Below are 16,105 nucleotides of genomic sequence, written 5' to 3' on the forward strand. Positions count from 1 at the left end.
AATGTCAGACAGGATTTTTTTGTATCTGAAATTGGCACGCATTTTGAAATAACGTGAGTGTCAACCTTCGTGTTGATTTGGGTAACACCCTATGATCTTTAAATAAAATCTATTTAAAAGGAGGATAAACCTATGTTAATGCGAACAAATACTCATACACCAACACTTTGGAATGAAAACTCAACAACTACTCCGATAAAGATCTCAGACTGGATTGACGAGGTCTTTGAAGACGCACTCAGCTGGCCTAAAATGAGGACTTCCGGTTTTATGCCCGAGTTAAACGTCTACGAAACCGATACAGAATTTGAAGTATCTGCTGCCCTTCCCGGAATGAGTAAAGATGACATCGACATCAGCTTTAACTCAGGTGTACTTACCATCAGTGGTGAGCGCAAAATGAACAAGGAAGACAAAGGTTTACGTTATCACCGTATTGAAAGCCGGTTTGGTAAATTTAGCAGATCTTTACCACTGCCACACGATATGGTAGATCAGGATAAAATATCGGCTGTTTACGATAATGGTGTACTGAACGTTACCATCCCAAAAGTAAAAGAAAAAGCAGCTAAAAAAATCAAGATCAGCTGATTTGACTCTCAAAATAGCTTCTTAACAGCACAAGCCGCGGGTTTCATATTCGCGGCTTTTTCATTTTTTACTCGTTTCCAAAGAACCTACTTATTGTATGTAACTACCCGTTTCCAGTGTAAAATAACAAAGGTCAGAACAGCCATTAGCTCAAACAATCTGCCGGTTAATTTCATCCCATTCCAGTTTAACAGATCTGATGAGACCATGGTCACGATCCCAATATTCAAAAAGATCGGGATCAGGTAAGCCATTGGCTTTGACCCTCTTCCTTTATCCTCCAGATATCGTGGGAGGATCCAATAGGCTACTCCAAGAGTGAATTGAATGATCCACCCAAAGATCATGACCTCGATATGCGCCGGTATTAAAAACCAAAACACCGGTGAGATAAAGACCGCTTTGTTTATGAGCATCAACACACCCAATAATAAACCCACTGAAAGGTATATAAACGAAGCTTTTATAAGTATGCGGCTAACAAGTGGCATCTCAGGATGTGGCTTTAGCGCGTTGTCGGCGGCGCTGTTGTTTGGATTGAACCCTTGGCCAGATTCCCGCCACATAACTCAGTATTCCTATAAATTGCAGAACCGCAGAAAGTATCAACAGATAGCTCCAAAAATCAGGTTCAAAGGCCGAGGCCATCGGTTCAGCAATAAACCTGATAGGCAAACCCAAATTCAATCCCGCAAAGGCGATCCACTCCCATTTTTGATTCCGGAAACTTTCTTCCTTGATGCGACCGGGAAACATCCAGGTGGATACTCCAATGATGATCTGAGTGATCCATCCAACCATGAGGGCATGCCAGAATATGGGGCTCATTCCTGCCAGAGCTAATGCATCGATCTGCATAGCGACCCCAAATGATAAGGATATGAGAAAGTAGATCAGGCCTGATTTTATAAATAATCGGGTAATTAACGGCATGAGTTCAATGTGGGTTACATGTCTAAAGTTTTTGAATGGTCCTGCGGATGCCAAACCAAAACCATAACATAGCAAATACCGGGACTATTGCAATAGCTGCCATAGCCGTATAGATCCATACCCCGCTTAAGAACAGAGGCCACAGGCTGGTCATCCAGATCAGGCTGATGAGTAAAAGCATCACTGAAAGTACTAAACCATAGAAATAAACCGGATGTAAATCTGCTTCTCGCGACATGTAAGCGACCACTCCTAAGGTAAAGCTCCCAAGAAGCAACACATGTAAATACAGGATACGGATGCTGTGTTCCGATAGCCATAGATCGGCAGGCATAACGGCAGCAATAAGCTGCATTAATGACTTTAAGGCTAATAAAGCAAGTGGCCAAAGCCAGATCTTTTGGATCTTGTCTTTTCTCTGAAGAATAGAATACAGGAACAGTAAGACACCTTCTGCAATCAGGATCCCTCCAATTCTTGCTGTAACAGATAAATTCAGATCCATCATCGACTCTGAAATACCATAGGGAAAGGTTAACGGAGCTCCACAGGCAATGAGACCGGCTAAAATGGTTGGAGAGATAACATAATCCTCTTCATTCAATTTGAGCGATTCTGAGATCAACCCCAGCAATACCAGCACCACCCAGCCTTCTACAAATGTAGCCAGGAAAAAGTGAGTGAGGGCTTTACCGAACAGTGGACCTCCGAGATCCAACATTTCAACGGTTCCTACCCCCCAAGCTCCCAGTGAACTGATGAAGAGCATAACCAGTGCTGCTTCAAACCAAACATTCGGACTGTGATCACTCTTTTTCACCCTTGTGATGATATACCCAATCATAAATGCATACCAACCGATCATCACCAACCCGGACAAGATGGTTGAAAGAGGTAAAAATGCTTCCCCAACCGGCACCGAACGGTAGCCCCAGATCATGAAAAACGGATAAGACAGTATCCCGAATACCAACACACTCCATAGCGCCCCTTTCATTAGCTTTACACCGATTGCCGCATGATAACCCGGTACCATCCTAACCTTGATCAGATAAAGCGGCAGTAACGAAGCCCACCCAAAAAACATCAGGTGGGAATGAGCGTGCCTGACATTTTCAAGATTCAGCTCAAAAGGCAGTGATGTCACAAATCCCAGTCGATATAAAAAACCGGTTAGCCCTGCGATGATGAAACTGAAAATTGCCCACTGCCAGATCTTAGAATCTTTCGCCAGCGAATTCATTGTGTGAGTTTGAGTGTTTTAAATTCCTTAAAACCTATCCTTATAACATTAAGGATGAATGAAGAATTATCCTGCTACCAGTACTTTTTCTTCAAATTTTTCAAATATGCTTTGAAGTCGGGTTTGTTGTTCTTCCACCGTTCTAAGAATTGAACTCAGATTTTCACCTTCATATGGTTCAGATGTGGCAATTTCCTCACAATACGCCATTCCCTTCTCAAGGTTATTTTTGAAGCGGGTCAGGCTTTTCATGTCAGCAACCGGATCTTCCGATTGATCCATGAGTTCCTCCAGGTAATCCACATACATGATCATTTCTTTGGCAAACATATGCGGCCTTTCATCCGGCACCAGATTCAGACGGCCATAGATATGATCGGTCATTTCACGAAGGGAATACTGACGGTCGAACCAGGCAATATTTGGGCCGGGACAGATAGCCTGAGGAGCCCGGTGTTCTTTCAGAATTCCCAGGCTTATTAAGGCTCCGTTTCCAAGGTGATCGCACAGGCAGGCCTTGTCGAGTACTTTATTCCGGGCTTTTTCTTTTTGTTCGTCAGAGACATCACTCTCGTTGATCTGATTGATCTTCAATAGTTGATACTGAGTGGATGCGGTACAGATCGGGTTCTCAGTAAACTCCGTATTAGATTCCAGAAAACCTTTTGGACACGGAGATCCAGGTTTACCTTTTTCAATGCGTTCTTTGTGCCATTTTTCTGAACCGGTGTTTCTGACATTATTGAACGGCACCCCCAATGGAGATACCCCACTCAGATAAAGATCTTTTTCTTTGGCATCCTGTAATAATTTCATAGTCGGCTCATCTACCGTGGTAGCTTCGGGCACCATCAGAAAAGGACTTCCCCATCCCGTGGCATCCATATCAAAATCCTTTAGCAGGCGCTCTGCTTCACCATGTGTTCCTATTCCGCCCTGAACCGTTAAACGCGGCTCATTCATATCCCATGATGGATCAAAACCTCCATCCTGGTTTTCTTCATAAAAACTCTCTATCAAAGGCTGAATAGCAGAACTCAGCATCTCTCTTTTTTCCTTGAATTCTTTCAGTAATGCCGGCAACAAATAGCCGTCGGAGGCAAAGGCATGTCCCCCACAATTCAATCCTGACTCAATTCGGTACTCAAACACCTCCAGTCCTTTTTTTGCCAGGTATTTACCCTGTATCAAAGCTGACCTGAAATCACTCACCTTAAGAATGATCTTCTTTTTTATATTTCCTTTCACATCGCGATAAAAATCTTCGAACTCTGCAAGGTAATTATACAGGCGTGGATTAAATCCGGCTGACAGTATCAGACTTGAAGAAACCTTACTGTTAGCATAGCCACGTAAAGCCGCACTGCCATCACTGAATTCCGAGGTCATGGGTTGACCATTATTCGTATAACTGAAACCATCCACCTTCGCCATGATATTGACATCAATGGATCCCATTCTCATCTGTTCAGTAAGCCTTTCAGACAGTACGTCTGCATCATCTTCACCCTGTGTCCCCATCAGCTTCAGGTATAGTCTTCGCAGATCTGATGAATCAGGAAGCATTTCAAAATACCTGGCCTTCTCGTTGTCCTCAAAAAATGGCTGAGCCTTTATCTCCTCAAATTTCTGCTGAACCAGGTCCTGAACCATATCAAGATAGGCTGTGATCCGTTTGGCTCTTCCATCCACGGCTTTTCTGGGAATGTTGGTATAGGGAAGATCAAATACTTTAGAGTAATGTTTCCGGATACGTTCCACCAATAGGTCATCCACAATGGAGATAACGGAGTTAATACCGTATGGTGCCACACGGATGGGGGAATCTATAGAGTGTCCGGTCCCCATTACGGGGATTGAAAATGTATGAAGTGCGTTTTGCATAAATTATTGGAGGTGAAATTGCGGATTACGTTACGCCATAACCCAAACTATGATATACTTTAGATATGAAGGTATGATGAAGCATCTTTATACCTTAAAAAACCGGTCACCAGCCCCAAAACAAAGCTGAAATGACCGGCCCCAACTGACAGTTTAGTTCAAGCTTTTTTCAAGCTTGAGTGCTTTTGGAAACAGAATATTATTCTCCAGGTGAACATGCTTGTGAAGATCATCCTGAAAACCCTGTAGGTTTTGAAATAACACCCGGTATGATGAACACGCATTTGATGGAGGATTAAATCCATTCGTCAACGCTTCGATCTGCGCCATGATCTCTCCGGCACTATCATGTTCATCTTCTAAGGCTTCGACGATGGCATCCTTCACCGATCCTTTTTTATTCTCTCTAACCAATTCTTTGATCTGAGGAAACAGGTCTTCTTCTTCCTTCTGTAAATGAGCCATCATTTCTGCTCTAAGCTCAAAGACCAATTCCCTGATCTCGTTCAGTTCCGGATCTCGGTCACCATGTACACGTGATACCTTCTCAGCATAAAATGCCAGTTCAGGTAACATCTTCCGTACAAAACTGTGATGGTTGTTCTCGATGTAATCAGCCAGGAAATCCAGCGACCAATCGTTGTAATTATGCTCCGTTTCTCCGGTATTCTTAAGGGCTTCAAGCTCATTTATAACAGCTTCGACGTCAACTTTTTTAGAAGAACACGCCTTCCCGAGTGTCTTACCTCCGCCACAGCAGAAATCAAGTCCATGCGACCTGAGCACCTGTGCGGTTCTGTAATCTTCGGCTACAATTTCTCCAACCGGCTTTTGTGTTAAATTATTCATGGTTTTATGTTTTAAGAGTATTATATCTTATTTAAAATTAAATTTTTTGTCAGTTCTGACTTTTCTCTACTACTGCCAGGAGAACTCTCCCTCTGCAGTCAATCTGAAATGCTTTTCTTTTCCTTCTTCAGCGATCTCATTCAGCGTCATTCGTTTCAGCATGTTCTCGATCTTACCTCTGGCTCCCACCCAATGATCGTGCAGGGGACAAGGTTCCTGTAATCCACAACCGGGTAATCCCAGCGCGCATTGTGTAAATAAACCGGGACCATCTATTGCAATAACCAAGTCGAATAAGGTGGCATTCTGCCCATTGGATGAAAGCCTTACCCCGCCGTTAGGCCCTTTATAGGACTCCACGTACCCATCTGCGGTTAATTGCTGAAGGATCTTCGTCAAAAAATGAAAGGAGATCTCCAGTTCCTCACTGATCTCTTTCAGGGAATGGTATTCATTTCCTCTTTTTGAAGCCAGGTACAAGGAGGCTCGTAAACCGTACACGCAAGACTTGGATAGTAACATAAACTTATTTAAGACTTCTTTGTCTGAAATTACACATAATTACTCAAAATACCATGGTATTATTATTCATTTTGTGGATTTTACAACTTTAAACCGTTTTCGAGAACATTCGTTCTTTGGGGCGCGAAAGATCCATCTTCAGATCAAAGGCCATGCAGATATTCCTCACAAATGGAATCCCTTTCTCCGTTACAAAAACATGACGCCCGTCTATCGTAACGAGTCCGTCTTTCTGCAGGTCTTTCAACCGGTGTTTTATTAGGTCGAACTGTTCATTTTCACCGTGAAATTCGGTTTCAAAATTACACATCACATTCAGGATCTGCTCACGTATCTGCAGGTCTTCCTCATTTAGGATATGGCCACGATATACCGGGATCTCTCCCCTCTCAACGCGTTCCTCATAATCCTTCAGTTGTTTTTCATTCTGGGCAAAACTAAACCAACTGTCACTGATTGCAGACATTCCCAGGCCGATCATCACCTTTGTGGCACCGGCGGTATAACCCATAAAGTTTCTGTGCAGACTTCCATCTTGCATGGCTTTGTACAGGCTGTCTGTTTTTAAAGCGAAATGATCCATCCCGATCTCAACATATCCGTTATCATAGAACATCTGCTTACCCAATTCGTACAGGGCTCTTTTTTCATCATCTTTCGGCAGGTCATCTTCATTAAAACCACGCTGCCCGTTGCCTTTGATCCATGGTACGTGCGCATAACTGTAAAAAGCTATCCGATCCGGCTTCAATTCATTCGTCTTGTTGATGGTCTCCTCAATCCCCTGCAGCGTTTGATGTGGCAACCCAAACACCAGGTCATGATTTACAGAGGTATAGCCGATCTCCTTAGACCATTCATGAACTTTCTTTACGTTCTCAAACGGCTGTATCCGGTTGATCGCCAGCTGAACCTGAGGATCATAATCCTGCACTCCGTAAGACACCCTTCTGAAACCCAGATCATATAAGGTTTGCAGGTGTTCTTTTGAGGTGTTATTAGGGTGACCTTCGAAACTGAATTCGAAATCTTCTTTCAGTTCCGCCCCTTCAAGTATTCCATTGATGAGCTGTTTTAGATTTTCGGTGCTGAAGAAAGTGGGGGTTCCGCCCCCTAAATGAATTTCCTTGATCTTCGGTTTTTCAGGAAGCAGCTCCAGATACAGATCCCACTCCTTTAGAACGGTTTTGATATAGGGATCTTCAACCTCATGGCGCTTGGTGATCTTTTTATGGCAGCCACAAAACGTACATAAGCTTTCACAGAAAGGCAGGTGTATATATAAGGAGATCCCCTCTTCTTTCCAGCTTTCAAAGGATCTCAACAGCGTGTATTCCCACTTAGCTGCTGTAAATTGCTCCTCATTCCAGAAAGGGACCGTTGGGTAAGAGGTATATCTCGGCCCCGGTACGTTGTATTTTCGTATCAGCTCAATGTCCATCGTTCCTCATAGTTTAGATTCGCATGATACCACACCTATATTAAGATTTAGTGAATCTTTGAATACCCTCAACAAATACCCCTCTGATCAACTCCATAAATGTTTTTTATTTCGACTTTACAGCTGAAATGCTTACCATAAGCGCGGCTTAATCATGGCAGTAAAATAACTTCTGCCTATTCTCAATATTATTATTGCTTTACTTAGTACAGGCGGTATAATTATTTCATTTACCAACCATTATAGTTGCCTGTTCTCTCACATAAGCCACTCTAAACACATATAATTCAACAATTTTAAATACTGATACATGAAAGAATTTTTCGCAAACTTCTTTGATAAATATGGACTGTCATTCATCATGGTTGCCAGCTACTTTGGCAGTGGTTCTATCTTTATTGCAAGTCAAGCCGGGGTAGAATACGGATACATATTAATATGGGCTGTTATTGGGGCAGTGATGCTTGGTTTTATGGCACAGGATATGAGTGCCCGGCTTGGTATTTATGGTGATACATTAATGACCTTCATTCGAAAGAAACTGGGTAAAAATGGAGCTCTTATTCTCGCCTTGTTTTTATCACTTGGGTGTATTGCCTGGACCCTGGCATTAACAGCCGCGGTGGGAATGAGCTTTGAGGTACTAACAGGTGGTGCCGTTGCATGGCAACCCCTGGCTGTCGTAACCGGGATCGTTGCCATCATAGTTGGTACCCTTCACTACGGGTATGTTGAAAAGGTTATGACCGGAATGATGTTTTTGCTTCTGGTTCTTTACCTGGTGGTAGCCGGGGCTAGTGGTCCTGATATGGTAGAAGTTGCAAAGGGTTTCATTCCTTCCATTCCTGACACAGGAGCCATGCTGCTTGGGGCTGCCATTCTGGGAACGACAGCTTTATGGCCAAATTTTTTCCTTGAATCCATTCTTGTTAAAAGAAAGGGGTGGAACAGTGACAAGCACGTTAAGAGTATGCGAACTGATCTCACCATGGGTTATACCGTTGGAGGTTTGATCACTGTGGCAATTATAATTGTATCTGCTGCCGTATTACGACCTGCCGGATATACTGAATTATCCACCTTTGTGGCACCCGGTGAAGCCCTTGAGATCGTATTGGGGCGATGGGCGATGATCGTCTTCCTGATCGGAGTGATAGCCGCTGCCTTCAACAGTATCGTTCCAATTATGTGGACCGTGCCTTATATGATACTTGAAGCCCTCGACATTGACCACAAGGAAGGAAGCAGCAAGCAGTTCAAAATGATCTTTGCAGGTGGAATTCTTATTGGAATGTTTTCTCCGCTTGTAGCAAAAGTAACCGGATTAAGTGTTGTGGAAATGATCACCCTGTTCCCTGCCTATAATGGGGTGTTTGGTTTACCCATCACAGCTGCACTCTTATTCTGGGCGATGAACGATAAAAAGCTCATGGGAGCCAACACCAACTCATGGAAGCTGAATGTTGCCAATGTCACTCTTGTACTTTTTTCGGCTTACATTGCAATAAATTCAGCCCAGGGCGTACTTTCTGCGATCTTTGGCGGAATGTTTCAGTAAACGAAACTTCATCTTATACCTGATACCACAATGGTATCAGGTGTTTGTTTTTAATTATCTGCAACCTTACGATCTGACATAAACCAAAAACCCTCTGCCTTTTATGTACTTATATATAAGCCTCTTTTTAACTGCAATGACTGCAATGAGTACAGAGATCATGATCCTGCTGCTCGTGATCGCATTAGTAGGAGGTATTTGTATAACAACCATTGGGCCAGGAGGTATCTTTGTGACCATCGCTTTATTTGCCTTGCTTCCACTCGACCCAAGCACAGTAGCCGGTACAGCCAGTGCCACCTTCATAGCCACAGGCATTGTGGGTAGCCTGGGGTATTTAAAATCAGGTGAACTAAAGGGAAATGTGGCCGGTAAAGCAGCCGGTGTACTGAGCTTGACTTCTGTGATCGGAGCATTTGCCGGAGCACAGATCAATACGTTGTTAGATAAATCCCTGTTTGCTGTACTATTGGGTCTGTTTGTATTCTTTACAGGGATCCTGATCCTCTATCGCCAGAAAAAGCAACTTAAACCTGATAGTAAATTGAAGATGGATTCATCAAGAGGATTACTTTGGCTTGGTGGGGTTGGACTTGCCGTTGGCCTGCCCGGTGGATTATTAGGCGTTGGCGGACCTGTTCTGGCCGTACCTTTGATGGTTGTCCTCGGTGTTCCAATGTTACTATCGGTGGCACTTGCCCAGGTTCAGTCCATATTTATATCGGGATTCGCCACTGTCGGGTATATGATCCATGATGCCGTGGATTGGTACCTGGCTCTTTTTCTTACTGTACCTTTACTAATAGGCACCATTTCCGGATGGTATATCGCACAACGAATAAAAGCCAGCAAATTACAGGTATCGCTTGCGTTGGTATTGATCGCACTGGGTATCTACCTGATCGCCGGTGGAGCAACCCCGGGTGGGGCCTGAGGAATATTGAATATTCAACTCTGAATTACGAATTAAGAAGTTACTTTTGTTCATACTCTTTGTACTTCAACATTGAATGTTCCTTTGTTCAATATTCGATATTCATCACCCCCAGATCTTCAGCATAAAGAAGACCACCACCCCGGTCACTGATACATAGAGCCAGATCGGGAATGTCCAGCGGGATACTTTCCGGTGAGTGGTGAATTTTCCACTGAAGGCAAAGTAAAAGCTTGCAAGCACCAGGGGCACCACAAATACTGACAGTATAATATGACTGATCAGGATGAAAAAATAAATCGGTCTTATAAGTCCTTCCCCCAGAAACCTGGTATCCCCTACAAAATGATGATACACCACATAGCTCACCAAAAATAAAGCAGAGGTCACAAAAGCAGCCAGGTTGAATTTCATATGCTTTTGAAAATCCCGTCTTTTGATCTCCCTGAATGCCAGTAAAAGAAAAACGGTACTCAAAGAATTGAGTGCGGCATTAACGGCTGATAAATTTCCGATCCAGCTTACCGGAGCCTCGGCTCCCTCGTTAAAATAGATCAGCCAGAATAAAAACAGGATCGCAATTGTGCTCAACCCAATGATAAAGGAAAGCGCTTTTTTCGCACTGACCTGCTCTAAGATCTTCGAAGATTCAGGAAATTTTACATTTTCACTCATGATGATAATCCTCTATTCGGTTATAGGGCAAAGTTAAGGCAAACAAAACTAAATACAGAGTTTTTCAATTCATTTTGAGGCATTTTTGTCAAATGTATACTATCTTTTCGACTTCACATTACACATGTGTATTGTAAGTCGCGGTATTTCCTATTTAGAACAGTTTTAAATAATCAGCTATCACCTCTTTTTGTTCAATTTAGAATGAAAAAATTGATAGATTTGCGCGGCTTCTTAATGGGAGCATTTTGCTCTATACCTAAACATAAAATAAGCAATCTTTATGGCGCAGATTTTCCCCAAGTGGACAAATCAAGTTCCCCGAAAAATCTTAATTGGATTAATTGTTTTACTTAACGCGATCATATTCGGCGTTTGGTATTTCTTCTCACCTGAATACACAGATGTAGGCTATGCTCCGGAACAACCGGTTCCATACAGTCACAAACTTCATGTGGATCAGCTTGGACTTGATTGCCAATATTGTCACACCAGCGTATTTGATTCCAAACAAGCCAACATTCCGGCTACTCAAACTTGTATGAACTGTCACAATCAGATCCAGACTGACAGTGAAAAGCTTGATTTAGTACGTGAAAGCTGGCAATCAGGAAAAGCCATTGAATGGGTTAGAGTCCACAATCTGGCGGATTATGCGTATTTCAACCACTCTGCACACGTAAATGTGGGGGTTGGCTGTGAAAGCTGCCATGGAAGAATTGACAAGATGGAAGTTGTATACCAAACGGAACCATTAAGTATGGGCTGGTGCCTTGATTGCCACCGTGAGCCTGAAAAATACATCCGTCCTGTAGATGAAGTGACTACTATGGGATATCAGGTTGAAAATCAGCTTGAGATCGGAAAAGAATTGGTAGACAAGAAAAATATTCATGCTCCAACCTACTGCCAGGGTTGCCATTATTAATAATGTGAAGGATTCAGAAATTACAGATCAACAGATGAGCGAAGAAGTTAAACAAACTACATACTGGAAAAGCTTAAAAGAGTTAGCAAACAATAAGGAGTACCAAAAGTTTGCTGAGCGTGAATTCCCTGAAAACGCCACCGAGTTAATCGATGGCGTTTCCCGTCGCGGTTTCCTAAGGGTAATGGGTGCCTCAGTGGCACTTGCCGGATTAGCGGCTTGCCGTCGTCCGGTTCAAAAGATTCTCCCTTACTCCAAACAACCAGAAGATGTGGTGCCGGGTGTACCTTTATATTATGCAACCGCAATGCCGGTTCAGGGTAACCTTGTTGGATTGATCGCAGAGAACCACGAGGGAAGACCTACTAAATTAGAAGGAAATGACCTTCATCCTGCCAGTAAAGGTGGAACCAGTATCTTTAATCAGGCGGCTATTCTTGGACTTTACGATCCTGACCGCTCTCGTTCTCCTTTAAATAATGGCAAGAAAGCGACCAAAGAAGATTTTGCTGAATTTGCAGCCTCTCATTTTGCCAATACCGGCCAAAGAGTGGCATTTATTTCGGAAGCCAACTCCTCTCCTACTTACAACAGTTTAAAGGAACAGGTAAGATCCAGGTTCAGTAACTCTACCTGGGTAACTTACGAGCCTTTTGGTGAGGATAACATTATTGAAGGAAACCGGATTGCTTTCGGTAACCGCTTAAGAACACATTATAATTATACTAATGCTGATGTCATCGTTTCTCTGAATGATGACTTCATGGCTTCCACGCATCCAAACAGTGTGGAATACGCCAAACAAGTGTCTGCCCGACGTAAGGTCACAGATACTAATGGCGAAATGAACCGAATTTATGCGGTTGAAGATGCCTTTACTCTGACCGGTTCCTATGCGGATCACAGACTCAGACTCAAAGCCAGCGAGATCGAAGCATTTACTTATGCACTTGCAGCGGCTCTTTCAACACGAATCAATGGCCTGAGTGCATTCAACGGATATTCTAATCAGTTTTTTGATCACAAGTGGATCACTGTACTGGCTGACGAATTGACCTCTAATGCAGGATCATCGGCTCTTTCTGTAGGCTCTCAATACAAACCTGAAGTACAGGCTGCAGTGGCAGCCATCAATCAGGCTCTTGGAAACGCAGGAAGCACAGTTAACTATCTTGAGGTTCCACATTTTGATGATCAGAACAACCATCAGGCACTTTCTGATGTTGTGGCTGAAATGAAAGCCGGAAATATCGACACAGTTGTAATGGTTGGTGTGAACCCGGTTCATACCGCCCCTGCTGATCTTGATTTTGAAAACGCACTTACAAATGTAGAAACGGTTGTTAACCTATCTGACTACGTTGACGAAACCGCCAAGAAGACTACCTGGCACGTAAATCGCGCTCACTTCCTCGAAGCCTGGGGCGACGGCTACTCTTACGGCGGTGCCCGTTCAGTTATTCAGCCTCAGATACAGCCATTACACAACGGGTTGAGCGAAGTTGAATTCCTGAACACCATTGTTAACGGTGAATTGACCTCCGGTTACGATCTGGTTCAAAATACATTCAAAGGATATTACAGCTCCGGATTTGACACGCGATGGACCAACATTCTGCACGATGGTATTGATACAACTGATAGTTACAGTGCAGCTAATGTGAGAATTGCCTCGGGTTTTGCCTCTGCAATGAATCAGGCTACCTCTAATGTATCAACGACCTCCGGAATGGAAGTGGTTATTCGTCCGGATGCCACATTATATGATGGACGTTTTGCTAATCTTGGCTGGCTTCAGGAACTGCCTGACCCAATGACCAAGATCACCTGGGACAACGTAGCCCTGATGAGTCCTGCTACGGCTGAAAAATTAGGTGTAAGCGAACAAACAGCCGGAAAAGACATTACTGACGTTGTTGAAATTACACTTAATGGAAAGTCTCTGAAGATCGCAGCCTGGATACAACCGGGTCATGCCGACGATTCTATTACACTGACGACCGGTTATGGTCGTGAAGGAATTGGCCGTGTTGCCAACTCTTATATGGATTATACCGCCGGCGGTGTTGATGTTTATCCGCTCAGAGGAACGGATACGATGTTCTACGCCTCTGCAGACGTTTCTAACACCGGCGATACTTACGAAATTGCCTGTGTGCAAGATCATCATAGCCTTGAAGGCCGTGATATGTACCGTCAGGCTTCCATTTCAGAATATAAAGAGAATCCGGATTTCGCCTCTTTTGAATCGGTTCACACCTACCCTGTACCGGGAATGGCTGAAGCGAAAGAAAATGGCGATACGGATGGACCTATCTCACTCTTTGACGAACAAACCTATCCTGACTACGAACCACAATGGGGAATGGCTATTGACCTGAACTCTTGCTTTGGTTGCGGGGTGTGTGTGATAGCATGTCAAAGTGAGAATAACATACCGGTTATCGGTAAGAAAGAAGTAAAACGTGGCCGTGAGATGCATTGGATCCGTAATGACCGATACTATGTCGGTGATGATGCTGATTCTCCACAAGCGGTACACCAGCCGGTGCCATGTATGCATTGCGAATTGGCACCTTGCGAGCAGGTTTGCCCTGTTGCAGCCACGACCCACAGTGAAGACGGCATGAACCAAATGACGTACAACCGTTGTATCGGAACCCGTTATTGCGCAAATAACTGTCCGTACAAAGTTCGCCGTTTCAACTTCTTCAACTATCCAAAAGAATATTTAACTACGGGCGATGACCCGGATATCATCCAGATGGCTATGAATCCGGAAGTTACCGTTCGTTTCCGCGGTGTGATGGAAAAATGTACGTATTGCGTACAGCGTGTTAACCGTGCCAAGATCGAAGCCAAGAAAGAAACCGGTTCTCCGAAGCCGGCTGATGGTACCGTGAAGACAGCTTGTCAGCAAGCATGTCCTGCCGATGCCATTTATTTTGGCGATCTGACCGACGATAACAGCGAAGTTGCCCGAATGAAGCGCAACGAACGAAATTTCCAGATGCTCGAGGAATTGAATACACGTCCGAGAACATCCTATATGGCTAAACTTACGAACCCAAACCCAGCTTTGGCTTAAGATATTAATCAGGAATACATCCAAAACATGAGTAAATACCAATACGTACCGGAACCCGCTCTTGTAAAAGGCGACCATGACTTTTCGAGCCTTACACGACTGGTTACTGATATAAATTTACGTGAAACTCCCAAAGCATGGTATCTGGCCATGATGGGAGCCAATGCCCTGCTAATGTTAATGGTAGTTGCCATTGGATATTTGATATGGGAAGGAACCGGAATCTGGGGCCTTAACAATCCCGTTGGCTGGGGTTGGGCGATCATCAACTTTGTATGGTGGGTTGGTATTGGCCACGCCGGAACGCTGATCTCAGCGATCCTTTTCCTTTTCCGACAGGACTGGCGTACCGCCATTAACCGTTTCGCGGAAGCGATGACCATCTTTGCCGTAATGTGTGCCGGGGTATTTCCGGCTATTCACGTTGGCCGTATCTGGGTTGTCTACTGGATGTTTCCAATTCCTAACCAAATGGCAATGTGGCCAAACTTCAACTCCCCTCTCTTGTGGGACGTTTTTGCCGTATCTACTTACTTCACAGTTTCTCTGCTATTCTGGTATGTTGGATTGGTTCCTGACCTTGCAACTATCCGTGACCGCGCAACTGATAAGATCAGAAAAGTTGCATACGGTATTTTTTCACTGGGATGGACAGGCTCAAACCGCCACTGGTGGAACTATGAAAAAGCTTATATGATCTTAGCCGGTTTGGCTACTCCACTGGTACTTTCGGTTCACACCATTGTATCCTTTGACTTTGCCGTTTCCATGATCCCTGGATGGCACACTACTATTTTCCCTCCATACTTTGTTGCTGGTGCTATTTTCTCAGGTTTTGCGATGGTGCTTACGCTGATGATCGTAGCCCGTAAGATTTACGGAATGAAGGATATTATGACCGATGATCACATGGAAAAAATGAATATTGTGATCCTTGTTACCGGGTCCATGGTTGGGTTTGCCTATATCATGGAGTTCTTTATTGCCTGGTACAGTGGCGTTGAATATGAGAAAGCGATCTTTATGTTAAGAGCGACCGGACCATATGCATGGGCATATTGGGCGATGATGACTTGTAATGTATTTTCACCCCAGTTCTTCTGGTCCAAGAAATTAAGAAGAAGCGTCGGATTCACATTCTTCATCTCTATTGTGGTGAACATCGGTATGTGGTTCGAGCGATTTGTTATTACTGTGACCTCACTGGCAAACGATTATCTGCCCTCGAGCTGGGATTATTACAGCCCAACGATCTGGGATGTCATGACTTATGTTGGAACATTCGGTCTATTCTTTACCATGTTCCTTCTCTTCCTGCGCTTTTTACCAATGATCGCTTTAGCAGAAGTTAAAGCAGTCATCCCACTGGCAGATCCTCATAATTACGATGAGGAAACCAATGAATACGTTGCCCCTAAAGTTGAAGTCCCTGAACCTCAATCTGAGAAGGTTTAAGAAT

The 16,105-nt window shown here is 43.8% G+C and carries 14 protein-coding genes; 6 read left to right on the forward strand and 8 right to left on the reverse strand.

The window, feature by feature from the left end:
• Window positions 1-132 precede the first annotated feature (132 nt).
• A complete protein-coding gene (locus C3B73_RS09010; RefSeq protein WP_232803113.1) occupies window positions 133-591 on the forward strand; it encodes an Hsp20/alpha crystallin family protein in 459 nt (152 codons plus the stop codon).
• A gap of 86 nt (window positions 592-677) precedes the next feature.
• Here C3B73_RS09010 and C3B73_RS09015 read toward each other — a convergent pair whose 3' ends face one another.
• The 7 genes from C3B73_RS09015 to hemN form a co-directional block, all read right to left on the reverse strand.
• Window positions 678-1,007 carry a hypothetical protein gene (locus C3B73_RS09015; protein ID WP_157939461.1) on the reverse strand — a complete coding sequence of 110 codons (330 nt, stop codon included), beginning with the start codon at window positions 1,005-1,007 and terminating at the stop codon, window positions 678-680.
• 76 nt (window positions 1,008-1,083) lie between these two features.
• On the reverse strand, window positions 1,084-1,524 hold the full coding sequence (locus C3B73_RS09020) for a hypothetical protein (RefSeq protein ID WP_103665272.1): 441 nt from the start codon (window positions 1,522-1,524) through the stop codon (window positions 1,084-1,086).
• A gap of 22 nt (window positions 1,525-1,546) precedes the next feature.
• The gene (locus C3B73_RS09025; RefSeq protein ID WP_103665273.1) at window positions 1,547-2,767 is read right to left on the reverse strand and encodes a hypothetical protein; all 1,221 of its coding nucleotides are present in this window, start codon (window positions 2,765-2,767) and stop codon (window positions 1,547-1,549) included.
• A gap of 66 nt (window positions 2,768-2,833) precedes the next feature.
• Window positions 2,834-4,651: a hypothetical protein gene (locus tag C3B73_RS09030; RefSeq protein WP_157939462.1), complete on the reverse strand. Its 1,818-nt coding sequence runs from the start codon at window positions 4,649-4,651 to the stop codon at window positions 2,834-2,836.
• Window positions 4,652-4,804: 153 nt separating this feature from the next.
• On the reverse strand, window positions 4,805-5,500 hold the full coding sequence (gene ric, locus C3B73_RS09035) for an iron-sulfur cluster repair di-iron protein (RefSeq protein ID WP_103665275.1): 696 nt from the start codon (window positions 5,498-5,500) through the stop codon (window positions 4,805-4,807).
• Window positions 5,501-5,569: 69 nt separating this feature from the next.
• Complete coding sequence (locus C3B73_RS09040; RefSeq protein WP_103665276.1) at window positions 5,570-6,022, reverse strand: RrF2 family transcriptional regulator; 453 nt, start codon at window positions 6,020-6,022, stop codon at window positions 5,570-5,572.
• Window positions 6,023-6,110: 88 nt separating this feature from the next.
• Window positions 6,111-7,463 carry an oxygen-independent coproporphyrinogen III oxidase gene (hemN, locus tag C3B73_RS09045; RefSeq protein ID WP_103665277.1) on the reverse strand — a complete coding sequence of 451 codons (1,353 nt, stop codon included), beginning with the start codon at window positions 7,461-7,463 and terminating at the stop codon, window positions 6,111-6,113.
• Between the two features lie 310 nt (window positions 7,464-7,773).
• Here hemN and C3B73_RS09050 point away from each other — a divergent pair, with 310 nt between their 5' ends.
• Entirely contained in the window at window positions 7,774-9,021 is a 1,248-nt protein-coding gene (locus C3B73_RS09050) for an Nramp family divalent metal transporter (RefSeq protein ID WP_103665278.1), read from the forward strand.
• A gap of 145 nt (window positions 9,022-9,166) precedes the next feature.
• Window positions 9,167-9,955, forward strand: a complete 789-nt coding sequence (locus tag C3B73_RS09055) for a sulfite exporter TauE/SafE family protein (RefSeq protein ID WP_103665279.1) — start codon at window positions 9,167-9,169, stop codon at window positions 9,953-9,955.
• Between the two features lie 105 nt (window positions 9,956-10,060).
• Here the strand turns inward: C3B73_RS09055 and C3B73_RS09060 are convergent, their stop codons facing one another.
• Complete coding sequence (locus tag C3B73_RS09060; RefSeq protein WP_103665280.1) at window positions 10,061-10,630, reverse strand: DUF420 domain-containing protein; 570 nt, start codon at window positions 10,628-10,630, stop codon at window positions 10,061-10,063.
• A gap of 283 nt (window positions 10,631-10,913) precedes the next feature.
• Here C3B73_RS09060 and C3B73_RS09065 point away from each other — a divergent pair, with 283 nt between their 5' ends.
• Genes C3B73_RS09065 through nrfD form a run of 3 tightly spaced genes read left to right on the forward strand, consistent with a single transcriptional unit; the run spans window position 10,914 to window position 16,101 of the window.
• Window positions 10,914-11,558 (forward strand): cytochrome c3 family protein, encoded by a 645-nt coding sequence (locus tag C3B73_RS09065; RefSeq protein WP_103665281.1) that lies wholly within the window; start codon window positions 10,914-10,916, stop codon window positions 11,556-11,558.
• Window positions 11,524-14,646: a TAT-variant-translocated molybdopterin oxidoreductase gene (locus tag C3B73_RS09070; RefSeq protein WP_232803114.1), complete on the forward strand. Its 3,123-nt coding sequence runs from the start codon at window positions 11,524-11,526 to the stop codon at window positions 14,644-14,646. Before C3B73_RS09065 ends, C3B73_RS09070 begins: the two co-directional genes overlap by 35 nt.
• Before the next feature lie 27 nt (window positions 14,647-14,673).
• A complete protein-coding gene (nrfD, locus tag C3B73_RS09075) occupies window positions 14,674-16,101 on the forward strand; it encodes an NrfD/PsrC family molybdoenzyme membrane anchor subunit (protein WP_103665282.1) in 1,428 nt (475 codons plus the stop codon).
• Window positions 16,102-16,105 lie beyond the last annotated feature (4 nt).

This window comes from Gracilimonas amylolytica, assembly GCF_002911695.1.
GTDB lineage: Bacteria > Bacteroidota > Rhodothermia > Balneolales > Balneolaceae > Gracilimonas > Gracilimonas amylolytica.

What these genes read in the sequence shown, in the direction of transcription:
- C3B73_RS09010 (WP_232803113.1), top strand. Translation starts at nt 133, where the DNA reads ATGTTAATGCGAACAAATACTCATACACCAACACTTTGGAATGAAAAC.
- C3B73_RS09015 (WP_157939461.1), bottom strand. Translation starts at nt 1,007, where the DNA reads ATGCTCATAAACAAAGCGGTCTTTATCTCACCGGTGTTTTGGTTTTTA.
- C3B73_RS09020 (WP_103665272.1), bottom strand. Translation starts at nt 1,524, where the DNA reads ATGCCGTTAATTACCCGATTATTTATAAAATCAGGCCTGATCTACTTT.
- C3B73_RS09025 (WP_103665273.1), bottom strand. Translation starts at nt 2,767, where the DNA reads ATGAATTCGCTGGCGAAAGATTCTAAGATCTGGCAGTGGGCAATTTTC.
- C3B73_RS09030 (WP_157939462.1), bottom strand. Translation starts at nt 4,651, where the DNA reads ATGCAAAACGCACTTCATACATTTTCAATCCCCGTAATGGGGACCGGA.
- ric (WP_103665275.1), bottom strand. Translation starts at nt 5,500, where the DNA reads ATGAATAATTTAACACAAAAGCCGGTTGGAGAAATTGTAGCCGAAGAT.
- C3B73_RS09040 (WP_103665276.1), bottom strand. Translation starts at nt 6,022, where the DNA reads ATGTTACTATCCAAGTCTTGCGTGTACGGTTTACGAGCCTCCTTGTAC.
- hemN (WP_103665277.1), bottom strand. Translation starts at nt 7,463, where the DNA reads ATGGACATTGAGCTGATACGAAAATACAACGTACCGGGGCCGAGATAT.
- C3B73_RS09050 (WP_103665278.1), top strand. Translation starts at nt 7,774, where the DNA reads ATGAAAGAATTTTTCGCAAACTTCTTTGATAAATATGGACTGTCATTC.
- C3B73_RS09055 (WP_103665279.1), top strand. Translation starts at nt 9,167, where the DNA reads ATGAGTACAGAGATCATGATCCTGCTGCTCGTGATCGCATTAGTAGGA.
- C3B73_RS09060 (WP_103665280.1), bottom strand. Translation starts at nt 10,630, where the DNA reads ATGAGTGAAAATGTAAAATTTCCTGAATCTTCGAAGATCTTAGAGCAG.
- C3B73_RS09065 (WP_103665281.1), top strand. Translation starts at nt 10,914, where the DNA reads ATGGCGCAGATTTTCCCCAAGTGGACAAATCAAGTTCCCCGAAAAATC.
- C3B73_RS09070 (WP_232803114.1), top strand. Translation starts at nt 11,524, where the DNA reads ATGCTCCAACCTACTGCCAGGGTTGCCATTATTAATAATGTGAAGGAT.
- nrfD (WP_103665282.1), top strand. Translation starts at nt 14,674, where the DNA reads ATGAGTAAATACCAATACGTACCGGAACCCGCTCTTGTAAAAGGCGAC.